This is a genomic window from Helicobacter sp. 11S03491-1 (assembly GCF_002272835.1).
Classification (GTDB): Bacteria; Campylobacterota; Campylobacteria; order Campylobacterales; family Helicobacteraceae; genus Helicobacter_J.
In genome coordinates this window covers 43,100-68,371 of sequence record NZ_MLAO01000010.1, presented here as the reverse complement: position 1 = coordinate 68,371, position 25,272 = coordinate 43,100, and the positions used below count along the sequence as shown (strand labels likewise).

25 protein-coding genes are annotated in these 25,272 nt (G+C 32.8%); 13 read left to right on the top strand and 12 right to left on the bottom strand.

Annotated features, from left to right (window positions below; genetic code table 11):
- From BKH45_RS08910 to kcuS, 4 genes are all read left to right on the top strand, one after another.
- On the top strand, positions 1-222 hold a 222-nt coding region (locus BKH45_RS08910), incomplete at its 5' end, for a hypothetical protein (protein WP_180675694.1).
- A 524-nt stretch (positions 223-746) separates the two neighbouring features.
- Positions 747-983: a hypothetical protein gene (locus BKH45_RS07220; protein ID WP_095274815.1), complete on the top strand. Its 237-nt coding sequence runs from the start codon at positions 747-749 to the stop codon at positions 981-983.
- Positions 984-1,172: 189 nt separating this feature from the next.
- Positions 1,173-3,242 (top strand): carbon starvation CstA family protein, encoded by a 2,070-nt coding sequence (locus tag BKH45_RS07215; protein WP_095274814.1) that lies wholly within the window; start codon positions 1,173-1,175, stop codon positions 3,240-3,242.
- The gene (gene kcuS, locus BKH45_RS07210) at positions 3,242-3,442 is read left to right on the top strand and encodes a KCU-star family selenoprotein (protein WP_095274813.1); all 201 of its coding nucleotides are present in this window, start codon (positions 3,242-3,244) and stop codon (positions 3,440-3,442) included. Before BKH45_RS07215 ends, kcuS begins: the two co-directional genes overlap by 1 nt.
- A 142-nt stretch (positions 3,443-3,584) precedes the next feature.
- Here the strand turns inward: kcuS and BKH45_RS07205 are convergent, their stop codons facing one another.
- The 5 genes from BKH45_RS07205 to lysA are packed head-to-tail and all read right to left on the bottom strand — an operon-like array spanning position 3,585 to position 9,008.
- A complete protein-coding gene (locus BKH45_RS07205) occupies positions 3,585-4,139 on the bottom strand; it encodes an aminodeoxychorismate/anthranilate synthase component II (protein WP_095274812.1) in 555 nt (184 codons plus the stop codon).
- On the bottom strand, positions 4,120-5,808 hold the full coding sequence (locus BKH45_RS07200; RefSeq protein WP_095274811.1) for a bifunctional anthranilate synthase component I family protein/class IV aminotransferase: 1,689 nt from the start codon (positions 5,806-5,808) through the stop codon (positions 4,120-4,122). Before BKH45_RS07200 ends, BKH45_RS07205 begins: the two co-directional genes overlap by 20 nt.
- Complete coding sequence (locus tag BKH45_RS07195) at positions 5,805-6,707, bottom strand: phosphatidylglycerol lysyltransferase domain-containing protein (RefSeq protein WP_095274810.1); 903 nt, start codon at positions 6,705-6,707, stop codon at positions 5,805-5,807. Before BKH45_RS07195 ends, BKH45_RS07200 begins: the two co-directional genes overlap by 4 nt.
- Positions 6,704-7,786 (bottom strand): prephenate dehydratase, encoded by a 1,083-nt coding sequence (gene pheA / locus BKH45_RS07190; RefSeq protein ID WP_257874523.1) that lies wholly within the window; start codon positions 7,784-7,786, stop codon positions 6,704-6,706. The genes BKH45_RS07195 and pheA overlap by 4 nt, the downstream gene beginning before the upstream one ends.
- The gene (lysA, locus tag BKH45_RS07185) at positions 7,773-9,008 is read right to left on the bottom strand and encodes a diaminopimelate decarboxylase (RefSeq protein WP_095274808.1); all 1,236 of its coding nucleotides are present in this window, start codon (positions 9,006-9,008) and stop codon (positions 7,773-7,775) included. The genes pheA and lysA overlap by 14 nt, the downstream gene beginning before the upstream one ends.
- Positions 9,009-9,099: 91 nt before the next feature.
- Here lysA and BKH45_RS07180 point away from each other — a divergent pair, with 91 nt between their 5' ends.
- Positions 9,100-9,486 carry a hypothetical protein gene (locus BKH45_RS07180; RefSeq protein ID WP_095274807.1) on the top strand — a complete coding sequence of 129 codons (387 nt, stop codon included), beginning with the start codon at positions 9,100-9,102 and terminating at the stop codon, positions 9,484-9,486.
- 517 nt (positions 9,487-10,003) lie between these two features.
- Here the strand turns inward: BKH45_RS07180 and BKH45_RS07175 are convergent.
- The 5 genes from BKH45_RS07175 to mltG all read right to left on the bottom strand — a co-directional run bounded on the left by BKH45_RS07175 (position 10,004) and on the right by mltG (position 14,082).
- Entirely contained in the window at positions 10,004-10,573 is a 570-nt protein-coding gene (locus BKH45_RS07175) for a 2-oxoacid:acceptor oxidoreductase family protein (protein WP_095274806.1), read from the bottom strand.
- A 3-nt stretch (positions 10,574-10,576) separates the two neighbouring features.
- Positions 10,577-11,404: a 2-oxoglutarate ferredoxin oxidoreductase subunit beta gene (locus BKH45_RS07170; RefSeq protein WP_095274805.1), complete on the bottom strand. Its 828-nt coding sequence runs from the start codon at positions 11,402-11,404 to the stop codon at positions 10,577-10,579.
- 1 nt (position 11,405) lies between these two features.
- On the bottom strand, positions 11,406-12,533 hold the full coding sequence (locus tag BKH45_RS07165; RefSeq protein ID WP_095274804.1) for a 2-oxoglutarate synthase subunit alpha: 1,128 nt from the start codon (positions 12,531-12,533) through the stop codon (positions 11,406-11,408).
- 15 nt (positions 12,534-12,548) lie between these two features.
- On the bottom strand, positions 12,549-12,863 hold the full coding sequence (locus BKH45_RS07160) for a 4Fe-4S binding protein (RefSeq protein ID WP_095274803.1): 315 nt from the start codon (positions 12,861-12,863) through the stop codon (positions 12,549-12,551).
- A 289-nt stretch (positions 12,864-13,152) separates the two neighbouring features.
- Positions 13,153-14,082 (bottom strand): endolytic transglycosylase MltG, encoded by a 930-nt coding sequence (gene mltG / locus BKH45_RS07155; RefSeq protein WP_095274802.1) that lies wholly within the window; start codon positions 14,080-14,082, stop codon positions 13,153-13,155.
- Positions 14,083-14,200: 118 nt separating this feature from the next.
- On the opposite strand from mltG, the gene BKH45_RS07150 reads away from it, so the two are divergent.
- The 7 genes from BKH45_RS07150 to BKH45_RS07120 all read left to right on the top strand — a co-directional run bounded on the left by BKH45_RS07150 (position 14,201) and on the right by BKH45_RS07120 (position 20,624).
- Positions 14,201-17,029 (top strand): AsmA-like C-terminal domain-containing protein, encoded by a 2,829-nt coding sequence (locus tag BKH45_RS07150; protein ID WP_180675692.1) that lies wholly within the window; start codon positions 14,201-14,203, stop codon positions 17,027-17,029.
- Between the two features lie 68 nt (positions 17,030-17,097).
- Entirely contained in the window at positions 17,098-17,331 is a 234-nt protein-coding gene (locus BKH45_RS07145; protein ID WP_095274800.1) for a FeoA family protein, read from the top strand.
- On the top strand, positions 17,328-17,966 hold the full coding sequence (gene nth / locus BKH45_RS07140) for an endonuclease III (RefSeq protein WP_095274799.1): 639 nt from the start codon (positions 17,328-17,330) through the stop codon (positions 17,964-17,966). The genes BKH45_RS07145 and nth overlap by 4 nt, the downstream gene beginning before the upstream one ends.
- A gap of 143 nt (positions 17,967-18,109) precedes the next feature.
- The gene (gene fliN, locus BKH45_RS07135) at positions 18,110-18,466 is read left to right on the top strand and encodes a flagellar motor switch protein FliN (RefSeq protein ID WP_095274798.1); all 357 of its coding nucleotides are present in this window, start codon (positions 18,110-18,112) and stop codon (positions 18,464-18,466) included.
- 7 nt (positions 18,467-18,473) lie between these two features.
- On the top strand, positions 18,474-19,253 hold the full coding sequence (locus BKH45_RS07130; protein WP_095274797.1) for a hypothetical protein: 780 nt from the start codon (positions 18,474-18,476) through the stop codon (positions 19,251-19,253).
- A 2-nt stretch (positions 19,254-19,255) separates the two neighbouring features.
- On the top strand, positions 19,256-20,131 hold the full coding sequence (locus tag BKH45_RS07125; RefSeq protein ID WP_095274796.1) for an energy transducer TonB: 876 nt from the start codon (positions 19,256-19,258) through the stop codon (positions 20,129-20,131).
- 91 nt (positions 20,132-20,222) lie between these two features.
- Entirely contained in the window at positions 20,223-20,624 is a 402-nt protein-coding gene (locus BKH45_RS07120) for a DoxX family protein (protein ID WP_095274795.1), read from the top strand.
- 37 nt (positions 20,625-20,661) lie between these two features.
- On the opposite strand, the gene BKH45_RS07115 is transcribed toward BKH45_RS07120, so the two are convergent.
- Positions 20,662-22,260, bottom strand: a complete 1,599-nt coding sequence (locus BKH45_RS07115) for a bifunctional anthranilate synthase component II/anthranilate phosphoribosyltransferase (RefSeq protein ID WP_095274794.1) — start codon at positions 22,258-22,260, stop codon at positions 20,662-20,664.
- A gap of 9 nt (positions 22,261-22,269) precedes the next feature.
- Positions 22,270-23,706, bottom strand: a complete 1,437-nt coding sequence (locus tag BKH45_RS07110; protein ID WP_095274793.1) for a chorismate-binding protein — start codon at positions 23,704-23,706, stop codon at positions 22,270-22,272.
- A 183-nt stretch (positions 23,707-23,889) separates the two neighbouring features.
- Here BKH45_RS07110 and BKH45_RS07105 point away from each other — a divergent pair, with 183 nt between their 5' ends.
- Positions 23,890-25,260, top strand: coding sequence for a TolC family protein (locus BKH45_RS07105; RefSeq protein WP_095274792.1), 1,371 nt, complete (start codon positions 23,890-23,892; stop codon positions 25,258-25,260).
- The last annotated feature ends 12 nt before the right edge of the window (positions 25,261-25,272 follow it).

Here is a 25,272-nt window from a genome sequence, read left to right as displayed (position 1 = left end):
GGGATCAACTCTATCCTGACAGATCATTGGAGAGTTTATGCGGATGTGGATGCAGGATTCTTAGGGACTCATTACCAACAAAATTATCTTGTTTCTATCGGGGGAAGGTATGCTTTTGGGAAGAAAGCAGCAGTTAATAAAAAACACAACATTTCTACCGGCACCGATGAAAAAACAATTAATCCGGATTCAGATAAAGATAATTTTGATAAGGGTTTATAGAAATTCGATTTTATAAACCTTAATCAATATCTCTATATTTGTCAAAAAAAGTTTGCAACACTCTTGAAATAATCTTTTATCAAAAAAATAAATTAGTCACTCAAAAATAAGGATACAAAATCAATTAAATATTATGAGAAAATAATAATTTATAAGAAAATATAAATCAATTAAAAGCGAATTCTAAAATATACTCTATAACTCAATCTTTTACTTCTATTCACTTGTTTGAATTTGAGAAAGGAAAAAGATAGATATAGACCTACTGACTTTCACATTAAATCAAAAGATGATAAATAAAAAGATTAAAGAATGATCAAAAATTAAGAATATCAGATTCACCGGATATTGTTTTATTTAAAAACCGGAAACAAACTTTTAGGTTGAGTAGTTGAACAACAAAAGGCTTTAAATAATTCTCAAAAAAAGTTAAAATGATAAAAATATTCAGATTTGATTTTATAAAAATTTCTTTGTTTATAATATAATTATAAATACAAATTTTTTTAACAAAAGGATAGATTATGAAAAATCTAATAACCATAAGTATAGCAACAATTATACTAAGCGGATGCGTAGCTTTGGATTCACAAGATCCTCAAAACAATACTACTCAATACAGAATAGAACATAACAAAACACAACCTCAAGATTCCAAGAAAAATACTACACAACACCCCATGCAATATCGTAATATCAATAAACAACAATCTCCTTATACTCCCTCGGAAGAAACCACTTGGCAACCTGAGCAAAAATAATCAAAAGATTATTTTTGTATCGAAGGAATTTTTAAATTTCTATACTTCTAATTACAATCTTTATGATTAGAAGTATTTGATTATAAAATGTTACTTTTTATAATTTCTTTATCTTTTTATTCCTCAAAATCTTCAAATACCGGATTTATAGTTTATCATTAGAGATGAGATTTTTTGTAAGGAAAGAAAATGAGTAAGATTTTTAGTTTAAGCTTTTGGATAGCTATTGGAGTGATAGGAGCTTTTTGCTTTGGTGTTTTGGCTCTCAATCAAGGAGAAAACATCAATGCAGTTTGGCTTATCATTGCCAGTGCATGCATCTATAGCATTGCTTATCGATTTTATAGTAAATTTATTGCTTATAAAGTGCTTCAGCTTGATGATAATCGATCTACACCCGCAGTCATCAATAATGACGGGAGAGATTATGTCCCAACCAATAAAGTTATTTTGTTTGGGCATCATTTTGCAGCTATTGCCGGAGCAGGACCACTTGTAGGTCCTATTTTGGCTGCACAAATGGGATATTTACCAAGCATGATATGGATTTTGATAGGGGGTGTGCTTGCCGGAGGAGTGCATGATTTTGTGGTCTTATTTCTTTCACTTCGGCGTAATGGCAAATCCTTAGGAGAAATGATCAAGCAAGAAATGGGGCATTTCACAGGTGCATTTGCAATGCTTGGAATATTTGGGATCATGATTATTATCATTGCCATTTTGGCAATGGTGGTACTCAAGGCTTTGGCAGATAGCCCTTGGGGATTTTTCACTATTGCTATGACAATACCAATTGCAATTATAATGGGCATATACATGCGTTATATCCGACCGGGAAGAGTAGGAGAGGCTTCAGTTATTGGGTTTATTCTCTTGATGATTGCTCTTTATTGTGGGAGATATATTTCTTCTGATCCTGCTCTTGGAGCCTTATTCACCTTTGATGAACGCACGCTTGCAATAATGATGATTGGCTATGGGTTTATAGCGGCTATTTTACCCGTATGGTTTTTGCTTGCCCCACGCGATTATCTAAGCACATTTTTAAAGATAGGGGTTATTTTAGGTATGGCTATAGCAATTATTTGCGTCGCTCCACCATTACAAATGCCAAAACTTACTCAATATCTTGATGGAAGCGGTCCTGTATTTGCAGGGAACTTGTTTCCTTTTCTTTTTATTACAATTGCTTGTGGGGCTATTAGTGGGTTTCATGCCCTAATTGCTTCAGGCACAACTCCAAAAATGCTGGAAAAAGAATCTCATGCACGACCGGTAGGTTATGGTTCTATGATTATGGAATCCGGCGTAGCGATTATGGCATTGATTGGGGCTACAATTTTGCATCCGGGATTATACTTTGCTATCAACTCTCCAGCCATTACAATTGGCACAGATATTATCTCTGTAGCCCATACAATCTCAAACTGGGGCTTTAGTATCACACCTCAAGAAATACAAACCCTCACTCAAAACATAGGCGAACATACAATTTTAAGCCGCACAGGGGGAGCGCCTACTTTTGCCATTGGTCTGGCGCTGATTGTCCATCAACTCATTGGAGGAACACAAATGATGGCTTTTTGGTATCATTTTGCTATTTTATTTGAAGCGCTATTTATTTTAACTGCTGTGGATGCAGGCACAAGAACTTGTCGTTTTATGGTCCAAGATATTTTGGGGCATATCTATAAACCATTGGGCAATACCCATTCATACCTTGCAGGTATTCCAGCTACGGCACTCTGTGTAGCCGGATGGGGGTATTTTCTTTATCAAGGCGCTATTGATCCTAAAGGAGGCATTTATTCTTTATGGCCATTATTTGGAGTGAGTAATCAAATGCTTGCAGGTATGGCGCTTCTACTTGCTAGTGCTGTTTTATTTAAAATGGGAAAAGGAAAATATGCTTGGATTACTATCTTACCTGCTGCATTTGTTTTAATAGCGACACTTTATGCCGGGGCGCAAAAAATTATGCCCGCCAGTGGAGATAAGATCGCAGATAGTGTTAGTCATGTAGCCATTGCCCAAAATCTTACTGCCAAGCTGCCAACCCTCAGTGATAGCACCCAAATATCTGAGATAAAAAGCACTATTACAAATAATATTGTCAATGCAATTTTATGCGCATTTTTTATGCTTGTTACTTTATTTGTCATCTTCTCTTGCATGCGCATCATACTAAGTTGTCTCAAAAATGGGAGAGAGAATATCTGCCCTCCCTTAGATGAGTCACCCTACATAAAGGCATATTAATGAAATGGATTGTAAAATTATCTCAACTTTATAAAAAATCTGACAGATTTTTTCATCTCTTAGTTGGACTTCCAAGTTATGATAAATATTTGGAGCATATGCGCAAAAATCATCCGGATAAAATTCCCAAAACTCAAAAAGAGTTTTTTATACAAGCTCAAGATTCCGGATATGGGAGCGATGGTGCTAAAAAATGCTGATAAAAACAAAACAATATCGGGGATATTAAACAAATTATTTAGAAGCATTCAAGCACCTAAAGAATATATAAATTAACCTGTAATAAATGTTATTCTTAAAGCACAAGATAAATCTAACAATATCTAAATATAAAAATAACGTTTATAAATCTAAAAAATTCTTTAGTAATTCTTTTCCATAGGTTGATAGAATGGATTCAGGATGAAATTGCACTCCATAAATTTCATAATCTTTATGTCTCAATGCCATTAAAATTCCATCTGAACTAAAACCTAAAGGCAAAAGATCGCTAGAGAGAGAAGAGACATGCAAGGAATGGTATCTCCCCATCTTCACCTCATTAGGCAATCCCCTAAAAAGAGGGCAAGGAAAAATTTTGATAAGAGAAGCTTTTCCATGTATAGGCATTTTTAATTTTGAAACTTTTCCTCCAAAAACTTCTGCAATACACTGATGCCCCAAACAAACTCCTAAAATTTTTTTATTCGTTTGATAATGCTTGATTGTTTCCATACTTATCCCGGCATCTTTAGGATTACCAAAACCCGGAGAAATAATGAGATGAGTATAAGGACGAAGTTTTTCTAAGCTAATTTGATCACTCTTGTATATATCCGGAGTATATCCAAGCATTTCTATCATATGCGCTAAATTATAAGTAAAAGAATCATAATTATCAATAAGGGCTATGGACATTTTTAAAACTCACTTCTACCATTTTACGAACAGAATTTATACAATAAATTTTATCTGCTTTTAAAAAATCTTCAAGACTTAAAATTCTTTCTTGGATAATTCCCTCTCTTAATAATTTCTGCCTATAAATACCTCCTAATAACCCCTGACAAATAGGAGGGGTAAAAAATTTTTCTCCCATTTGAAGGACTATATTGCTTCTAGCTCCTTCCGTAATGTTTCCATCTTGATTATAAAATATTTCATCAAAAATAAGATTTTGATTGATTTTATTCATCGCTTCATCATACCATGGGCGGCGAGTTGTTTTATGATACAAAAAATCATTATGACTATTGATAAAATTAGAATGAAGAATAACTTGATTGGTTTTATGAGGCACATATAATTGAGTGCTTAAAGTACTTTTGCCATTCTTGTCTAAAAGAATTCTTAATATTCCATTTGAATTTGGTTTATAAGCTTCTAAAGAAGTATCAAATTTAAAACCAAAGTATTGTGCAGAATTTTTTAAGCGCTCTAAATGTTCCCAAAAATCCTCAATCACCAAATTCTCTACTCTCATTGTCTCTACAAGAAAAAAATCACGCTTTGGGAGGATAAAAAATGATTTTAACCGACTTTCTTGAAATTCATTTTGAACCTCACTATCCCAGATGATTCCCCCTCCAACTCCAAGCTGATATTTTTTCTTATTTGCTTGTTTGTAAAGAGTGCGTATTGGCACGCTAAAACACATTTTATCTTTTTGTATCACTCCAATAGCCCCGCAATAAACCCCTCTTTGATAATCCTCAAGGATATGAATAATTTCCATTGTTTTGATTTTTGGAGCCCCTGTGATAGATCCACAAGGAAACAAAGCTTCAAGAATTTGATAAAGACTCATATTTTGAGGAATATTTGCCTTGACTTCTGAAACCATTTGATGCAAAGTAGGGTATGTATGGATTTCAAAAAGCTTGCTAACCTTCACACTGCCTTTAAGTGCGATTTTACTTAAATCATTGCGCAAGAGATCGACAATCATTACATTTTCACTTCTATTTTTAATATCATTTTTTAAAAATTCTTGATTTTTTTCATCTTCTATTTTATCAACACCTCTTTGAATTGTCCCTTTCATCGGACGGGTTAAGATTTGACGTTGATGATTGCAAATACTAATCTCAAAAAATAATTCCGGCGAAAAAGAAAGCACGCTTTCAAATTCATTGATAAACAAAGCTTTATAAGGAGTATCTTGATTCAATAAAATTGATTTAAAAATATCTATTTCATTACAATGAGTAGTTATTTCTAAAGGATAAGTAAAATTTACTTGATAGGTATCTCCCCTGGCAATAAAATCCTTAATTTGTCTGATTTTTTTATTATAGAGTTTTTGGGGCATAGATGTGGATGCATAGGGATAAAAAACTTCTTTGGAATCCAAAAAATCTTTATTCAAATCACAACTTTGAGCAAAATGCTCAAAATACAAAAGAGGCAAATCACTTTTATTTTGCTTTCCCAAAAAAACATCTTTAGCCTCATATTTGATATAACCTACAAAATACCCCTCTTTTTGATGCATATCAATATATTCTAACGCTTCTTTAACCCCCTTTGCATCAAAAGCAACAAGTTTGTGAAGGCTTTGTGAATAATATTTGTCTCCAAAAATCATTCCTGAAAAATAGCCTCAAATTTTTCTACCAAAAATATAGGGTTATAGCTCATTTTTGCCTTTCTAAGACCTTCTATACCCAAATCCTCTTCACGATTAGCATAAACATAAGAGCTAAATTCATTCAAAAGCAACTGCTGGTTAATAATCTGGTAAGCCCCTCTATAATCAGAATCTGCCTTTTCAATATGCACCACAACCATTTCAGAATTAATTACTTCTCCAAAGCTAAAAGCGATAATTCTATTATTTACAGATATAAATCCACCCCTTAACCCCAAAAATTCATAATCCTCCAACACATTCCTGATACCGATATTTTCATCTTTTAATCCTTGGCTTGCTTGTTTTGCTGTCTTCGCAAACCATTCTTCCCACACACAAAGAACATCATATTTATTTTGGGCATCGATGCTTGTATAGATAAATTCAGGATAAGTTTGCAAAAATCCGTTAAGGTGATTTTTTTTCTTATGGTATTTCCTGCCATTGAGTTCAATCAATTCAGAAATACTATAAACATAATCACTTCTATCGCGATTGGGATGCAAAACAAAACGCCCATTAAAATGCTTACAAAGAGCTTGGGTATTTTTAGCTTCAAGAGAATGAAATTCCAATTTTTCACCCTTATGCTTACAATCATTTATTAATTCTACAATACATGAAATTTTATTTTCTTCTTTTTCTCCAATAGGATAAAAATAAAATGGTTTTTGTCCCTCATATTGCGTGCGTATTACCAAACACTCTTGAACAATTCCATAGCGAATATCCCTAGCATGCTGCCAAATATAAAGATTTCCAAAACTAACATCAGATATATAAAAAAAATCTTTGTTTAAATAAGAATCCAATAAAGGCTTATGGTCTAAAGAAATTTTTTTATACTCAATCATTTGTTTTCCCACCCATCCATTTTAACATAGCTGCCCAACCATTTGAGTTCATTTTTTCGCAAGGCAAAAAGTTTTTGAATATGATCATCATCTCTATGTCCTTCAAAATCAATATAAAAACCAAAACTAAAATCTGATTTTGTTTTGATAGGGCGTGAATCAATCTTAGTAAGATTAATACCCATTTGAGCAAAATCTTTTAACAAGCCAAGCAATGTGCCGGATTTCTCAAATCCTATCAAATTGGCAAAAATCGAAGTCTTATCTTTCCCACTTGTTTGATTAGTGAAATCACTAATAATCACAAAACGTGTTTTATTCTTATTAGAATCTTCAATATTATCAAACATGATAGGTAAATGATACAATTTTGCTGCAATTTTTGAGCAAATCGCAGCAGAATTTTTATCCTCTTTTGCAAGTTGAGCAGCTTTGGCAGTAGAATCTACCGGGATTCTATCTATTTCATATAACTGATGAGATTCTATAAAATTATTACACTGCCCAAAAGCAATATCTTTAGAATAAATTCGCCTAATATCTCTAAGATGTTCGCAATTAGTAGCAAAACTATGGTGGATAGGCAAAATAATTTCTGCAATGATTTTTAACTCAGAATTTGCAAGCAAATCAATACTATCACCCACCATTCCATTGGTATTATTCTCCAAGGGCACAACACCATATTTTGCTCGTTTGAGTTCAACAGCTTTAAAAACAGAGTGAATATTTGTCATAGCCAAATATTCACTCATCGCCCCAAAACGATCTTCGGCTGCTTGATGTGTATAGCTCCCCAAAGGTCCTAAATAAGCAACCTTTTCAGGAAGTTCCAAATTTCTTGAAATGGCAAAGATCTCTTGGTAAATAGCTTCAATCGCCTTGTTATTTAAAAAATCTGATTGTTTCTTTGATAAACGTTCAATAATTTGTCTTTCACGTTCAGGTCGATAAATACTTGCTTTTGATTTGATTTTTTCTTTGCCAATTTCAGAGACAATTGCCAAACGTTTATTCAAAAGTTCAAATATCGCATCATCAATCCTATCAATTTCTGCTCTTCTTTCATTTAATTTCACACAAAACTCCTTGTAAAATATTGAGTTCATCTTTTATCAAATCTTCAAAACTTTCTCGATGTTTGAGTATCCTGTCTATACCATTTTCCACTCCAACTTCTGCAGCCCTTTTTCTTGTGTTGTAATTACTTGACATGCTATATCCATAAGCTCCGGCATTTTCAAACACAAGCAAATCCCCACTTTGCAAGGGAGGGAGCAAAATATTTTTTGCTAAATAATCTCCACTTTCACAAATAGGACCCACAATGTCTGCTTTGGTCTTTTGTGCTTCTTCTGTAGAATTTTTGGAATACACTCTAACTTTATGAATAGCCTGATATAAGCTGGGTCGGATAAGATCATTCATAGCTGTATCAACGATTACAAAACGCTTGTCCTTGGTGTGTTTCTCATACAAAACCTTGCTAATCAAAAAACCACTCTCCCCTACAATATATCTACCGGGCTCACAAATAATTGTCAAATCTAACCCCTTCAAAGCTTTCAAAATAGCTTGAGCATATTCATAGAGATTAATTTTTTCTTCATCGCTATAAGTAATACCCACGCCCCCACCAACATCAAAAAACTTCAAATGAATTTCAAGAGCAAGTAACGATCTTGTAAAATCTGCAATTTTTTCAGCTGCAGCTATGATGGGATCTAAATCACTCAATTGTGATCCAATATGAAAATGTATGCCCACAGGTTCTAAGAATAGAGAATTTTTTGCATGTAAATAAAGTTCGAAAGCTTTATGCTTATCTACACCAAATTTATTTTCATGTAATCCTGTTGAAATATAAGGATGCGTTTTAGCATCAATATTGGGATTTACTCGAATGGATATACGTGCCTTTTTGCCCAATTTTTTAGCAATATATTCAACTCTTTTAAGCTCTTGTTGGGATTCTACATTGATAAACAATATATCAAGTTCCAAAGCCTCCGTAATTTCTTCATCACTTTTACCCACACCGCTAAAAATAATTTTATATTTTTTTATTCCTGCCAAAATAGCACGCTTAACTTCTCCAATAGAAACACAATCTGCTCCACTTTCAAGTTTTGCAAGCGTATTGATAACACTTAAGTTAGAATTTGCTTTCAATGCATAACAAATGAGAGATTTTCTAGCATTAAAAGCATTTTTAAAGTTCAAAAATTGATTTTTAATTTTGTCTAAGTCATACACATACAAGGGAGTTTTATACTCATTTGCCAATTTTAAAAAATCCATTATTGCTTCCCTTAATAGAGTTTAAAAATAAAAAGGTTACAATTCTAGCTAAAAAGTCTTTATGGATATATTTAATATTGAGAAGGGAAATATGAATCCGAACGCATTTTTTATTATCGTTTCATTTGTAGTCGTTATGGGAGTGTTTATTATTACGCTTATTAAACTTTTAGGTAAGAAGAAGCAACAAGAGTTTGCTGAAGAAATTATTGTTGATTATGAAACTGTCATGTTATTGCTTGATTCTAAATATAGCACCCCAAAGGATTTGCAAAAAGCTATTGATTATTTTTTCAATAATTATCGCAATTGGAATTTGTCTAAATCACAAAAAAAGAATTTTTTATTTACGTTATGTGTGCATGTCAATGCAAATTCAAAACTCATTCTGCAGACCCAAAAGCGACTTACTAAACTCAACCCTCAAATGAAAAATGATTTTGAAAAGATAGTCAAAAAAGCCATTGATATGCGTTAAAATCTCATTTAAAACCTTGATATTGTGGCAAAAATACTGCAAAATTCAAACCATTTATCTTAAAAAATGTATCTTGCTTTGATTTTATAGGACAAATTTTAAATAAAATAATTCTAAAATGGATTTTATCCTCATTAAACTTTGATCAAAGCCTTGTATCAAAATAAATTTACTTCATATTACCGGCCACACTCTATAGTGTGTCCTCAAAATCTTGGTATCGTAATAAAATTACCTTGCATATCCAAAACTTCCTGTCCTACATAAACCCCACAACCTATTAAAAAGAGTTAGAATGCCAACGAATATAAAAATCTAAGATTATTTTTTATATTCCAAAAGTCTTTTAAATACTTATTTATTTCAAACTTATGGCTAAAAATACTTTGTAGATGGATAAAATTTTATCTCAATCTACAAAGAAAAGAAGAATTTATAATATTTTTACTCTTATAAAATAAAAATCAGGAAAAATAAAAGCAATCAAACAAAATTCTTTGGCCAACTTTTAATCTTATTAAGATTTTATCGCTCCGATTTTAAGTGCCTCCAGTGCATATTTTTCGCCCAATTCAAAAGCCTTTTTATTAAGATCAACAACTTTTGAGGGAACTTTGCTAATCATTGTATTATAAACTAAATCCCTATCAACACATTTTGTAAAAGTTACTGTTGCTGCAAGGGCGACTACGGACTGGGTTACTACATTCCCAACTTCCTCTTTGGCAATAGTAATGATAGGAATTTTATAAATTAAAAATTTATCATAATCTTCTTTTGTGGGATATACGAGATTTGGCTCAACCACTACAATACCTTTTGTGCGAACACCCCCCTTAAATTGATTGTAGCTTACTTGCGCAGTAGAGAGCATAAAATCAATCTCTCCTTCATTGGCATAAGGGTAAAGAATCTCTTGAGAATCAAGAAGAATATCGACTTTTGTAGGACCCCCACGAACTTGACTTGTATAAGTAGAAGCTTGAACCCCATAACCACCTCCCCTTATTCTAGACTCTGCAAGTATCTCTCCGGCAAGCAAAACCCCTTGCCCACCAACGCCTGTAAATCTTAATTGGGCTTCCATAACTTAATGCCCTCCTTTTTCTTGAGCTTTCTTAATTACTTCTTTATAAGCTTTTGTATATTCGGTCTTGGTAGTATCTTGTTTAAGAATGCCTGTAGGGAATTTGCCAATTTTTTCTTCATCGCTTAATTCTTCATATTTGCGCTTAGAAATCGTGCGCGAATCAATCCATTTAAGAACTTGGATAGCTTCACCCATTTTGTTTTTTCTACCTAAATTGATATGACAATTGCTGTGAATATCAAAAAAACTAAACCCTTCATGTTTGAATCCTTCCACAAAAGCTTTTTCAATTTTTTTAGGATCTAAAACACTTTCTCTAGCTACAAAAGTTGCTCCGGCTGCATCTGCTAATTTACAAGGATCGAAATTATTATCAATATTGCCATATTGAGCTGTAACTGTCCACATTCCTTGTGGAGTTGTAGGAGAAGTTTGAGAATTTGTCAAACCATAAATAAAGTTATTAACCAAAACAAAATTAATGTCAATATTTCTTCTGCAAGCATGTATTGTGTGGTTTCCTCCAATAGCCAAAGCATCGCCATCTCCGGAAACAACAATCACATGCTTCTCAGGATTGGCCATTTTAACACCTGTAGCATAGGCTACTGCTCTTCCATGTGTTGTATGAACAGTATTGCAATTCACATACGAACTCATCCTGCCACTACAACCAATCCCACTTACCAAACAAACATCATTCATATTCCAACCCAGCGTATCAATTGCGCGGATAATAGATTTCAAAATAACACCATCGCCACAACCCCAACACCATAGTGTGGGCATTTTTTCTACCCTTAAGTATTCATCATAATTAAATGCCATCTTAAAGCTCCTTCACTTTAGAGATAATTTGAGCCGGGGAAATGCTCCGACCATTTGCTTGCCCCATAAAATGAACCTTTCTATGTAAAATTCTCTCAATTTCTTCTACATATTGCCCTTTATTCAATTCAATGACTAAAATTTTCTCAAATTTTTCTCCTAAAGCCTTGATTTGCTTTTCAGGAGAGGGCCAAATTGTAATTGGACGAAATAACCCTACTTTTCTACCTTGTTGTTTTTTGAGTTCAACCATAGCTTCTTTAACCGCTAGAGAAACCGATCCATAAGCAATAATGGCAATTTCTGCATCTTCTAAATCAAGTTCTTCATTTTTGGTAATCGTATCTATTCGTGATTGAATTTTGCCAAACAAACGATCAATGAGAGCTTGTCCCATCTTCGCATCTTCGGTGGGGAAACCTATGGGTCCATGATGAAGACCTGTAATATGATAACGATAACCTTTAAAAAATGGATTTAAAATCGCCGGATCATTTTGGGGTACTCCATAAGGTTGATAATCTTTGGGATCTCCTTGAAACACTTTTCTATTTTTGATAGTTTTTTGCATTTCTTCCAAATCCGGAATCATTGTCTTACCATACATATGACCAATTGTTTCATCCAGCAACAAAAAAACCGGGGTCATCAGCTCTTCTGCCAAATTAAATGCACGGAATGCTTCAGTATAGGATTCTGCCAAGTTACCCGGAGCGAGTGCCACAGCCTTAAAATCACCATGTGTAGGGTGTTTTAAAAATGAAATATCCCCTTGTGCCACTCTAGTAGGCATACCCGTTGAAGGACCTGAGCGCATTACATCAGCAATCACAAGAGGGATCTCTGCCATAAAACCTAAGCCAATTTGTTCAACTTTGAGTGAAATACCCGGTCCTGAACTTCCTGTCATTGATTTTACACCACTCATGCTTGCGCCCAAAGAGACTGAAATACCACTAATTTCATCTTCCATCTGAATAAAATGCCCCCCATATTTTGGAAGCAAAACACTCATTTGATGCATAATATCCGAAGAAGGCGTAATCGGATAACCGCCATAAAACCTACAACCTACATCTATAGCAGCCATTGCTACTAATTCATTTCCACCAGAAATAACTTCTCGCATATCTTCCCTTTAATTTTAATCCAACAACATAAAGCTATTTGCTTTAACTTTTTGAGCCCTTTCTTGTGCTTCTTGAGATACTTTTGCAAATTTGAATTCTTTTCTATCGGCTACATAAATAGCAAAATCCGGGCAATGCAACTCGCAATCACAGCAACCAATACAACTTTCAGGATGAGATACTTTGACGATTTTACCAAGCACTTTATTGGCATCTAATTTCATACCCAAAACTCCCGCAGGGCATAAAGATACACAAATATCACAACCCTTACAACGATTCTCATTTACCCAGACAGGTATGTCTTTAGGGGCGACCATATTGGACATCTTTTTTCTCCTTCAATTCACAAATGTTAGATTGCTACCTTAAATGTTTTAGTTTTAGCCACTTAATTCAAGAAAAATACTAACATAAATTTTTGAATAATTTTTGCAATCTTCCCAAATCCAAAACAATTCAAAAATGTATTTTTCCCATCTTGGGCTTTACTGCAACAAAAGGAATTTTAGACAAATCTTTCTAAGGGGCAAAAACCCGATTATTTTATCCCAAAACTCCAAACGTTAGTTTCTTATAAAGAAACTTATAAATAACTTAATTAATTAAAAGTTATTTTTACTTAATATTTTTCAAATGTTGCTTATAAGTAGCGCTAAAAATATGTTTGCCATTCTTAGCTTTGACAAAATACAAATATTTGACATTAGCAGGATTAATCACAGCCAAAATCGCATCCATACTCACACTCCCCACAGGATATGGTGGCACGCCACGATATTTGTATGTATTATAAGGAGTAGTATCTTGCTTGATACGTTGTGGTGTTACTTTAATATGAGAATATTGACCATAATTTAATGCCCCATCCATTTGTAAGGGCATACCAATCTTAATTCGATTATAAACAACAGCTGCAATAATAGGCATTTCTTCTTTATCTGCAGCTTCTTTTTGAACAATAGAAGCAATTGCAATATAACGAAACCATTGTTTTTCATCAAATCTTCCAAGCACTTTGACGGATAATTCTTTATGTTTTATCATGGATTGATTGATCAAATATTGCATCAAATAGTTTGCACTAATCCCCAGGGGCAATTTATAAGTATTGGGCAAAATAACTCCATCAGGCAAAGAAGTGTATTTATAATAAGCCCTCCAAAGATCTTTTGCATTCAAATCAAAAATATTAGCCGCATCTTGTATAAAAAAATACATTGTTTCTCCGGGAACCAAAACAATATCCTTAAGCGCTGCTTTTGACTTCGTAAGACGATATAAAAAATCACCTTTTGTAAGATCTGTATTTCCAATATCTATCCAACCGCTTTGGGGCTTGCCCATAAGTCTTATAACATATGTATCAAAGATATTAATATCAAAATTATTTTTAGATAAATATGTTATAATACTTTTAATAGACCCTTGAGGAATATTAATCACGCTGCTTGAGCGCATGGGAATACTTAAATAAAAAAAGACTGACACAATAATGAGTAAAATCGTATCAAAAAAAATATTGAGTCTCATCATATTTTTCGTCATTATACTTATACTTCTCTTCACAGGTTATAAAATCTTGTCAAATGGCTTTTATATTAATAACATAAAATTTGGCAACATTGAAATCTCTCAATTATATCTAAAACTGGATAATAAGCTTTTGCTAGATATTGGAAAACTTGATTTATCCCAATATCTTAAAACACCCTCTAAACAAACTCTTGATATAGAAACTTTCACAGATAACATCAAATATGGTATTTGGGGAATTTCATATTTTCAAAAACTCACTATCAAGCAAATCATTCTGGACAAAGACAATCAAGCCTCCGTTATCTATGATGGGAAACAATATATATTAGAATTCCCAAATATCCAAGCCAAATTTGATATTCAAGATAATAATAATAAAGATATTAATTTGAGAATTTTAAATCTGGTTTTTAAAAAAATAGGCATACAAACAGATGGTTCTATAGTTTATTCTACACAAACCAGAAAATTAGGATTTAATCTTATCATTTCACCTCTAGATGCACAAAATGATAAACTTTATCTGCAAGGTATCACCAATCTAAAAGTTCTCAACCTTAAAGCAAAAACCTCACAAATCAAAAATATTGGCTTTCTAAAACCTTATTTAGAAAAAATTTCTGATGCAGATTTGCAAGCATGGATATTTGAAAAAATTAAATTTTCAGATATTCGAATTAACTCTGCAGATATGCGTGTAGTACTTAATAAAGAAGATTTTTTACCAAGCCTTATTCAAAGTGCCAAGCTTGAAATAAATATAAAAAATCCTCAAATCTATCTGGAAAATAATCTTAAGCCTATAACAGCTACTCAAGCAGTATTAAAATTGCAAAAAGAAAAAATTTTTATCGCTCTTGAAAATCCTGTTTATGATAATATGCAACTTGATGGATCTGATATTGTCCTCTCTAACTTATTAGAATCCCCCAAGCTTGATATTAACATCGTCTCCAAACAAGCCTTTTATCAGCCTTCGCTTAGAGATCTTTTGAGCGCTTATGACATCGAATTACCTATAGACACTCTTCAATCTCCTGCAAATGTTCATCTTAACCTTTCTCTGCAATTTTTACAAAATTCAGATCCGATTATCAGCGTCAAAGGACTTATCCATACACAAAAAACTAATTTTTCTCTTTATAAAATCCCCCTACAAACCCAAGAAGCAAACATATCACTGGATATTACTCCTGAATATAAATATGTCTATATCCGCACACAAAACACCAAATATCAAAATATAGCAAATATGGATACAGACATAACGCTTGATTTGGATAAGAAAAATCTACAAGCACATACAACAATCCACAAACTTCAAATCAATACAAACAATGACATCAATACCCAACCTTATAAAGAGTCATCCAAACCTATTTCACAAACAACACAAAATGAAAATACTCTGAAAAATTCTAAAGATAAAAATCCCACAAAAACATCTCAAGAAGAACTCAAGCCATCAAACCAACCCTCAACCGAACAAGGATACCAAACAACCCCCTCCATCCCTATACAAAAATCTCCTCATGAAGTTATCAAAAGAAAAATTATTGATGCCCTCAAAGCTCAAGTCAAAAACAAATTCACAAAAGATATTTTTTATGCCACAAGCGATAACTTACCTACACTTGATTTTAGTGTTGATTTTTCAAATCCTGATTTTATTTCCCTTGTGATTCCGGAATTTCAAATACAAGCTATTATTCAAAATAATCTTTATACTATAAAAGCCGATAATCTCAATAAATTCTATCCCTACTCTCCATTAATGCAGTATTTGGCAATTAAAAATGGAGATATCACTGCCGACACTCATGATTTTGAAAATATCAATTTTAGCATTCATCTCTCAAATTTAAACTTGCCTATTTATGAAAAAAATGCTCAAAAACTTACTGAAATTTCACTCACAGGAACAGCAAACAAAGATGGAATATCTGCTTATTCAACAGATAAAAATATTTTATTAGCCACCAAAGAAGATCAACAACAGATTACTTTTAAAAATCTTGATTTTAATCTTGATGAATTTCTAAAAAGCGATATACCTGCCATTAAAGAGATGTTAGCAGATTCCAATCAAGCTAAATTTACATATTCTCAAATCGAAGAAGAAACTCGTTTTATTAATGAAAAAAGACGATATGAACGACTTCATAATATTGCCCCTGTTATGAGCAATATTGAAGCTAATAACATGACCATCACTTATAAAAATTATCAAATCCCTCTAGATACCATTAATTTTAGATTGCGTGATGGTAGGATAGGCGTTGATGGCACTTACAAAAATGGAGTGCTTAATTTAGATATTATCCACAATAATATTTTTGTCCGAGCAAATAATTTTAGTGGAGATTTTGTCAATAAAATCTTGAAAAAAAATATTATTCGAGGAGGTCTTTATACCCTTATAGGAGCATATAAGGATGATGTTTTTAATGGGGAGCTAAAACTGCAAAACACACTTTTTAAAGATTTTGCAATTTTACAAAATCTTATTAATCTTATTGATACTATTCCCTCCCTCATAGTTTTTAAAAATCCTAATTTAGGTATTGACGGTTATGAGATTCAAAAAGGCAGTATTTTATTTGCCATCAATTCTAAATACATTGGTTTTGAACACATTAATCTTATTGGAAGTTCAATGGATATTAATGGAAATGGTATTGTTGAGTTAGGATCTGATGAAATCAATATGAATCTCACGATCTCAACTATTAAAAATCTCAGCAATATTCTCAACAAAATACCTATTGTAGGGTATTTAATATTGGGAGATGAAGGAAAAATATCTACAAATGTCATCGTTAATGGCACACTAGAAAATCCAAAAACGCAAATTACACTTGCCCAAGATGCCATCAAAGCGCCATTTAATATTTTACGACGAGTTTTTACACCTATTGATATTATCGTAGATGAGATCAAAAAAGAAATGAAATAAAGAATCGTTTTAATATTCAATGCTATAATAGAAGATATTAATTTTATATTTTTGCAAAAGGAGTAAAAATGACACTAGATCAATGTCAGAAGGGCGAGCCCTACAAAATTAAGAGTATTCATTTTTGTGATGATGCCCTTAGAAATCGTTTCATATCCTTTGGTATCACTCAAGATGCAATTGTTACGCTGTTATATGCTTCTACAAAAAAATCTACCCTTGCTGTTATCATCAATCAATCTCAAATAGCATTGCGTGATTATGAGGCTAAACATATCCAAGTGGAGCACATCTCCAAGTGAATAAGAAACAAAAAGTTTCTGAAATAAAAAAACGATTTTTACAACATTATCCAAATCCAAAAACAGAACTTAAATATCAAAATATTTATGAACTTCTGGTTGCTGTGATACTCTCTGCTCAATGCACAGACAAAAGGGTAAATATTGTAACTCCTGCTCTTTTTGCCAAGTATCCAATGCCCTCTATATTGGCAAATGCCCATATAGATGAACTCAAGGAATTTATCAAATCCGTTTCATTCTTCAACAATAAAGCCCAAAATCTTATCAAAATGGCCAAGCAAGTGATGGAAAAATTTGATGGCAAAATCCCAACCACTCAAGAAGATCTCAAAACACTCGCAGGTGTAGGGCAAAAAACTGCCAATGTTGTTTTGATTGAATATTTTGAAGCCAATTATATGGCAGTCGACACCCATGTATTTCGAACTTCCCATAGATTAGGACTCAGCAGATCAAAAACCCCGTTACAAACCGAACAAGATTTGATAAAAATTTTTAAAACAGATTTGAGCATCTTACATCAAGCTTTTGTCCTCTTTGGAAGATACATCTGCAAAGCAATAAAACCTGATTGCCAAAGCTGTTTTGTCCAAGAGTTTTGCGTTTCAAAAAACAATTTCAAACCCACATAAAGAAAATTTTTAGGTATAATGAATGAAGTGTTTTCATTCATCAAGAAGGAATTTATATTTAAAAAATCCTACTTATTTCTATGAAGTAAAGTTATGAGCAAAGATATTTAAAACAAAAATTATCTCTTTTAAAGGTTAGCAACATGGGCGAAAAAGAAAAATCTATCTTGGACAAACAAAAAATCCATACTCAAAAAGATATTGATCTGGCAACTTATCTGGAAGATTTGATGAGCAATTATGAAGGTTTGTTAGATATGGAAGTTACTTTTACAGCAGAATTAGGGACTACAAAAATTCCGTTAAATGAAATTTTAAAATTTGAAAAAGGATCTATCATTGACTTGCAAAAACCTGCCGGAGAAAGCGTGGATACTTTTGTAAATGGCAGAATAATTGGAAAAGGAGAAGTAATGGTTTATGAGAAAAATCTTGCTATCCGATTAAATGAAATTTTAGATTCCAATGCTATTGTCTATTATTTGACTAAGGATTTTTAGTTTTCTTATGAAAAAAATATTATGGATGCTAATTATTAGTGTATTGCTCGCTCAAGGGGCTATTATTAAAAAAATTGAAGTTTTTAATAGAAAAGATGGGGTAGATTTACTCCTTTTTTCAGATAAAAAATTCTCGTCTAACCCTCAAGAATTCAAAATTGAAGGCAATAAAATCATCGTGCTTAAAGATACTTATTTAAAACAAAAATGGGAAAAAAAAATTAATTCTTCTTTGTTAGAGTCTTTAGAAATTTTTTCTAATAAAAAAGACATTTATATCATTCCAAAAAGCAGTAAATCTTTCAAAATCCAAGCAGCAAAATCAAGAGATGGCTATACCCTAAGGCTTCGTTTTCTTCCTATACAAACAATTGACAATGTAAAATCACTCATAACCCAACCTACCCTTATCAAATCCAGCCCAATAAATTTATCTAAAAATTCATCCCCAATCCCCCAAGATTATCAATATTGGATTGTTTTAGCGGTTATGGCAATTTTAATCCTTGTATTATTGATTCTTAGAAAAAAAATCAACCCTAATACCCTTAAAAAAACAACCTTAATTCCCACTTCATCTCTCCATATCTTATCTACAAAAAATATCGACAATCACAATAAACTTGTTTTATTCCAAATTAAAAATTACGGCTATATTTTACTTTTAAACAATAAACAAAATCTACTTGTGGGTGAAATAAATCTTGAGACTACCGGAGAGAGAACAAAAATTGATGATGATTTTTGGAATACCATCAAAAAAAGTAATCAATCATTGAATCATTAAAGATGCAAGATAAAAATTCACAAAAACGTTTTATAGTTGCGCTGGTTTTGTCTATTTTTATTCATTTATTGATTTTAGCCATTATTTATGGACTCAACAAACTAACCCAAAATCAAAAACCTCATCTTGAAAAAATCAATGCAAGTAACCTTTTGATCCTCAAAAGAGGGCATTCTCAAGATCCATCCAAACACAATCGTGGCGCTCCTCCCCCCACCTTAGCCTCTAAAAACAATCCCAACCCAAATTCTCCCACCCAACCTCTCATCCAAATGCCCCTTCCAAAACCTTCTGCTATGCAAACACAAAAACCATCACCCCAAAAACAAAATCAAGAAAAAACCAAAAATAAAATAAACCAACAAAAAAAGCAAACCAACTCCTCAAATAAAGCCTTAAACAAATATGATAAAAATTATATTGATCCTAAAAATTTATCTCTCCTTACCAAAGATCAAGCATTAGCCTTACAAATGCCCTCTTCTTCTGAAGCGACAAACTCAAGTGTTGAAAATAACAAAGGCATGGATCCTCAAACCAAAAAAGACATTGATGAATTATATGGGGAAGAATTTGGAGATTTAGGGAGTGCTCAAAAAGATTTTATTAAAAATAACTTAAGAGAAATTGGGAGAATCACACAAAATTATCTTGAATATCCAAGAACAGCTGCTTATCTCGGGCAAGACGGCCAAAATGCAGTTGAATTTTATTTGCACCCCAATGGAGATATCAGTAATCTTAGAATCCTCACAAAATCAGGTTCTATTATTTTGGATAAAAATACCCTCAAAACTATTGAAATTGCTTACAAAGATTATCCGCGTCCAAGCGTAACAACACTTATTAGAATACGAGTGAGGTATTTTATGTATTAAACCTAAAAAGATTAAAATATCTGAAAAATTTAATATATAATTTCTTATGATAAATAGAATAAATTAAAAAAATCAAAAATAAAGGATTTTCATGTTTGAAGATATAGGTAAATTAATTTTAAGACTTAACATTGGCATATTGATGCTTTTTCATGGTATTTTTAAGATTATTGATGGCATTAATGGAGTATCAGGCTTAATAGAAGGCATGGGATTGCCTGCATGGATAAGTTATGGAGTTTTTTTAGGCGAAGTTCTAGCCCCAATTATGCTTATAATAGGTTTTCGTGTTAAAATAGCTTCTATCTTGATTATCTTTACAATGCTTATGGCTATTTTTGCACTCACATCAGGAAATATTTTTATTCTCAATGAAAAAAGCGGGGGTTGGATTGTTGAATTGCAAGGACTTTATTTGTTTGGTGCTCTAGCTATCATGTTTTTGGGAAGTGGTCGCTTCGCTCTTGATATCAAAATGAAAAAAAGCAAATAATCAACTCTATAAAAGTGTCATTGATGACACTTTTATTTTAAAGAGTGAGATGACTCATTTTCTGAAAATCTTCTAATACATCAAACACTTTTTTAGTTTTTAGAATTTCTTTGGCTTGTAAATAGCCTTCAGCAATTGATTCTGCTAATCCATACAAATAAAGTCCCGCACCTGTGTTAAGACATACTAAATCACTTTTTACCGAAGGAATATTATGAAAAATATCCAATGTAATTTGTTTATTAACAAAGCTATCTCCACCCACTAACATAGCGTGTTGAGCGTAATCAAGCCCTACTTCAACAGGCGTAAAATCATAGCTTGAAATTTTTCCATCTTTGAGTTCAGTGATTTTGGTTGGGGCACAAAGTGAAATTTCATCATATTCATCAAAACCGCTGACCACCAATGCACGCTTAGTTCCCAAAATATTTAGTGCTTCTGCCATAATTTCTGTATAGTCCTTATGAAATACTCCCACAAACTGATGAGTTACAGCCGCAGGATTTGCCAAAGGTCCAATGAGATTAAAAGCAGTTTTAAACCCTAATGATTTTCTAGCGCTACTTGCAAACGCTAATGCCGAATGAAATTTAGTAGCATACAAAAATGTTATCCCTAATTCTTTATAACAATGAATACAAGTTGATACACTCATATTAACATTGATTCCAAGTTGTTCTAAAAGATCTGCCGATCCTGATTTACTTGTAATAGCTCGATTGCCATGTTTGATAACCCTTACTCCTGCTGCTGCCAAGAGAAGAGAAGAAGTGGTAGAGACATTGAAAGTTTTATTTGCACTTCCTCCTGTCCCTACTATATCCAAACGTTTTTCTCCTGTTTGAGGCAATGGGAAAGAAACTGCCTTCTTTTTAAGCACGCTTGCAAAACCCGCAAGCTCTTCAGCTTTTACTCCTTTGATTTCTAAAGATGTAAATAATGACCCAATTTGTGCATCGCTCATATTTCCCTCTGTGAGTTCATCCATAATATTATAAGCTTCTTGAAAATCCAGATTTGAGAGTCTGAGGGCTTTTTTTAAATAAGTTTTAATAGGGATAATTTCTCTGCGATAGTGTAAAAAATTAAGAATCATTTTTTCACCTTCTTGTGTCCCAATAGACTCAGGGTGAAATTGAAGACCTACAAGTTGGCAGCTTTTATGCTCTACTGCCATAACTTCCCCATCAGGAGTAGTAGCTGAGATTTCAAAGCAAAGAGGGATATCTTCTGCTTTGGCTGCCAAAGAATGGTAACGCACAATAGGAGTGTTGGGGCGAATATGACGAAAAACTCCCCTGGAATTATGAATTAAAGGCTCTATTTTACCATGGACAATCCGTTTGGCATTTACAATAGGAACTCCAAATGCCCCAAGTATTGCTTGATGTCCCAGACAAATCCCTAAAATTGGATAAATACCTTTTAACTCCTGAACTATTTGTATAGATATGCCTGCTTCTTGAGGAGTTTTAGGTCCCGGTCCAATAATAATATAATTAGGATTTAAAATCTTAATTTCTTCAATTGTAATTTTATCACTTCGAGCAACATGAAGGGGATGGTTAAATTTAGAAAAAATTTGATAAATATTATAAGTAAAAGAATCATAATTATCAATAAGCAAAATCATAGCAATTCCTTATGAATATTTTTGGGTAATAGCCTCAATAAGGGCAAGCATTTTGTTTTTTGTTTCTTTATATTCACTTTCGGGATCTGAATCATAGACAATCCCGGCGCCTGCTTGAAGATAATAAACTCCTTTTTGATAAATAGCTGTTCTAATCCCAATAGCACTATCTAAATTACCATTTTTTTCAAAATAACCTACAAGCCCGGAGTAAATACCACGTTTGTGTGGTTCAAGCTTATGGATAGTTTTGATAGCTTGAATCTTTGGCGCCCCACTTACTGTGCCTGCCGGAAAAGTGGCATAAATAGCGTCCTTTGAATTATACCTATCCTGATCAAGTTTGCCCTTTATCTCTGAGACAATATGCATAACTTTAGAATATTTTTCAATACATTTAAATTCGCTTACTTCTACACTCCCTCCAAGCGCAACTTTTCCAATATCATTTCTTCCTAAATCTACCAACATCAAGTGTTCGGCATTTTCTTTTTCATCATTTAAAAGCTCTTTTTGAAGATTTAGATCTTTTGCCGGGGTATCCCCTCTAGGTCTAGTCCCCGCTATAGGTCGAAGTGTCAAGATAGAATCTTGGACCTTAATCATGACTTCCGGAGAAGCCCCCAAAATTTTAAAAAAATTAAAATCAAAATAAAACATATAAGGACTGGGATTTTTATGTCTAAGATTTCTATAAGCCTCTAAAGGAGGTAAGTCAGTTTTAATCTGCATACTTTGAGAAGGAACACATTGAAGCAAATTACCTGCATAAATTTCTTCTTGTATATACTTAATAGCCTGAATATAGTCATGATGCTTATCTTTTGAAATAATAGCGGTGGGATAAACATTTTGAGAAAATAGCTTGTGAGAAAGATTTTGAAGTTTATTAACAATTTGGGCAACTCGATTCTCCAAATCAAAAACTTCACTTTCTTTGGCATAAGAAACACTGATAATATAGGCTTCATCATAAAGATGATCAAAAATAAGAAAATCCCTTCCAAAAATAAAAGCACAATCATAAGCATCAATCACTTTGGGTTTATCGAAGATGACATCTTCCTCAATTTCTTCAAAAAATTCATATCCCAAATAACCCATTCCTCCTAATGGAACAGGAATATCCCGAATTGTTTGAGGTTTTTGCGGAGATAAATCCCTAAAAAATTCTAACCAATCAAGAAATTTTTTATCTTTATCCATTCCATCTAAAATAAACTCAAAATCATCTTGTTTCAAGAAATAATGCCCCTTTTCTTTAGCAATAATAAAAGCACCGGAAAGCATCATTAAAGAATATCTTTCTTTCCCGGTTTCTTGATAGGCAGACTCTAATAAAACTTTTGCATCCAGATTTTCCAACACAAGCAATGGAGTAAAACTATCTGAATTTATTTTTTGGATACTCATTTGTGCAGGGCATGTTGCATCAAAATCAAACATAAAACCTCCCGATACTATAAATCTAAGTCCGGATTATACATTAAATATTGTTAGAGATGCGCTTATATTCAGGTAAAAGAAAATGATTGGCTATGCAACTAATTTATCTTTTTGTGTTATACTTCACACTTTAATTGTAAAGTTCGCTAGAAATTATACTAGACAACAAAATTAGGAGAATAAATGAGATATCTCAGTTTGTTTATTTTGGCTATTTTGCCTATATATAGCTTATCTGCGGATGATTTACAGACCCCAAAAAATGTAAAACAGACATTAAATGCAATTACAGATAATGATAATGAAATCAATATAGCCTCAGTGCTTCAAAAATCACAAGAAATACAAGGAAACAATCAACATATTATCGGGCTAAATGAACTTTTAAAAGGTGTGGATACAAATTATCTCCTTCAATCAAAAGTTTTAAGCATGCAACAAGCTAAAAAAAATCACACCATAGCTCAAGTCTCATTTTTACCTACTCTTAACCTGGATTATACATTCCAAAACAACAACAGAGACACTCAAATGTATAGCAATTACAATACACAAACTTTAAATGCAAAACTTAATCTGGATGTTTTCAATGGGTTTAGCACCATCAATACCGTTAAAGAAAAATCTGCAACCTATCGCTCAAGCATAGCTGATATGGAATACACCAAACAAAATCTTTATTTGCAAGTTATCCAACAATATTATCAGTATTTCAGCAACGTTTCCCAACTGGTTTCTCTACAAAGAAAACTTGAACAAATTGATTCTAATGTTCAAAGAGTTTCAAAGCTTTATGATCAGGGACTAACAACCATTGACGATCTTGAATCTCTAAAAGCGCAAGGATCTCTTAGTCAATATCAAATCTCTGATATTAAACTCTCCATTGAACAAAATAAGCTTATGCTTGAATACCTGACAAACCTTAATTTTGATAAACTCAAAAGAGATCAAATAGCTACACCTGCTTATGAAGTCAAAGAACGCAAAGATTTGACCTCCTTGAGAGAACAAATCAATGCCCAAGTTTATCAAAACAAGCAATTAAATTACTACCCCACTGTTTCTTTGTTTGATAATTATAGCTACAACATTCAATTACCTGCCTATATCATGGCCAACCCAATTCTGGCTCCCACCTTTCCAAAGGGACAAAATCTTGCAGGAGTAACTATCAGCTTGAGTCTTTTTAATGATGTTGGCATCGCCTTGCAAAAACAATACCTCAGATTGGGGCAATTAGCTAATGAAAAAAATCTTGCTTATAAAGAAAATGAACAAAAAAAAGATGAAAAGCTTTATCGAAAATCCCTGGAAATTGCCAAAGCAAAAATCGCTTCTTCTGAGGCAAGTTTAAAATCAGCGACTATTTCTTATCAAAATATCAAAAAAAAATATGACGCTCAATTGGTGAATTTCACAGACTATCTACAAGCTTTGAGCACAAAATTTGATGCAGAAGCGACTTATAATGAAAGCTTAAATAATTACGAATTACAAAAAGCTAATTATATTTTTTATAGTGGTCAAAAAATACAAGACTACATTCAATAAGGAGAAACCATA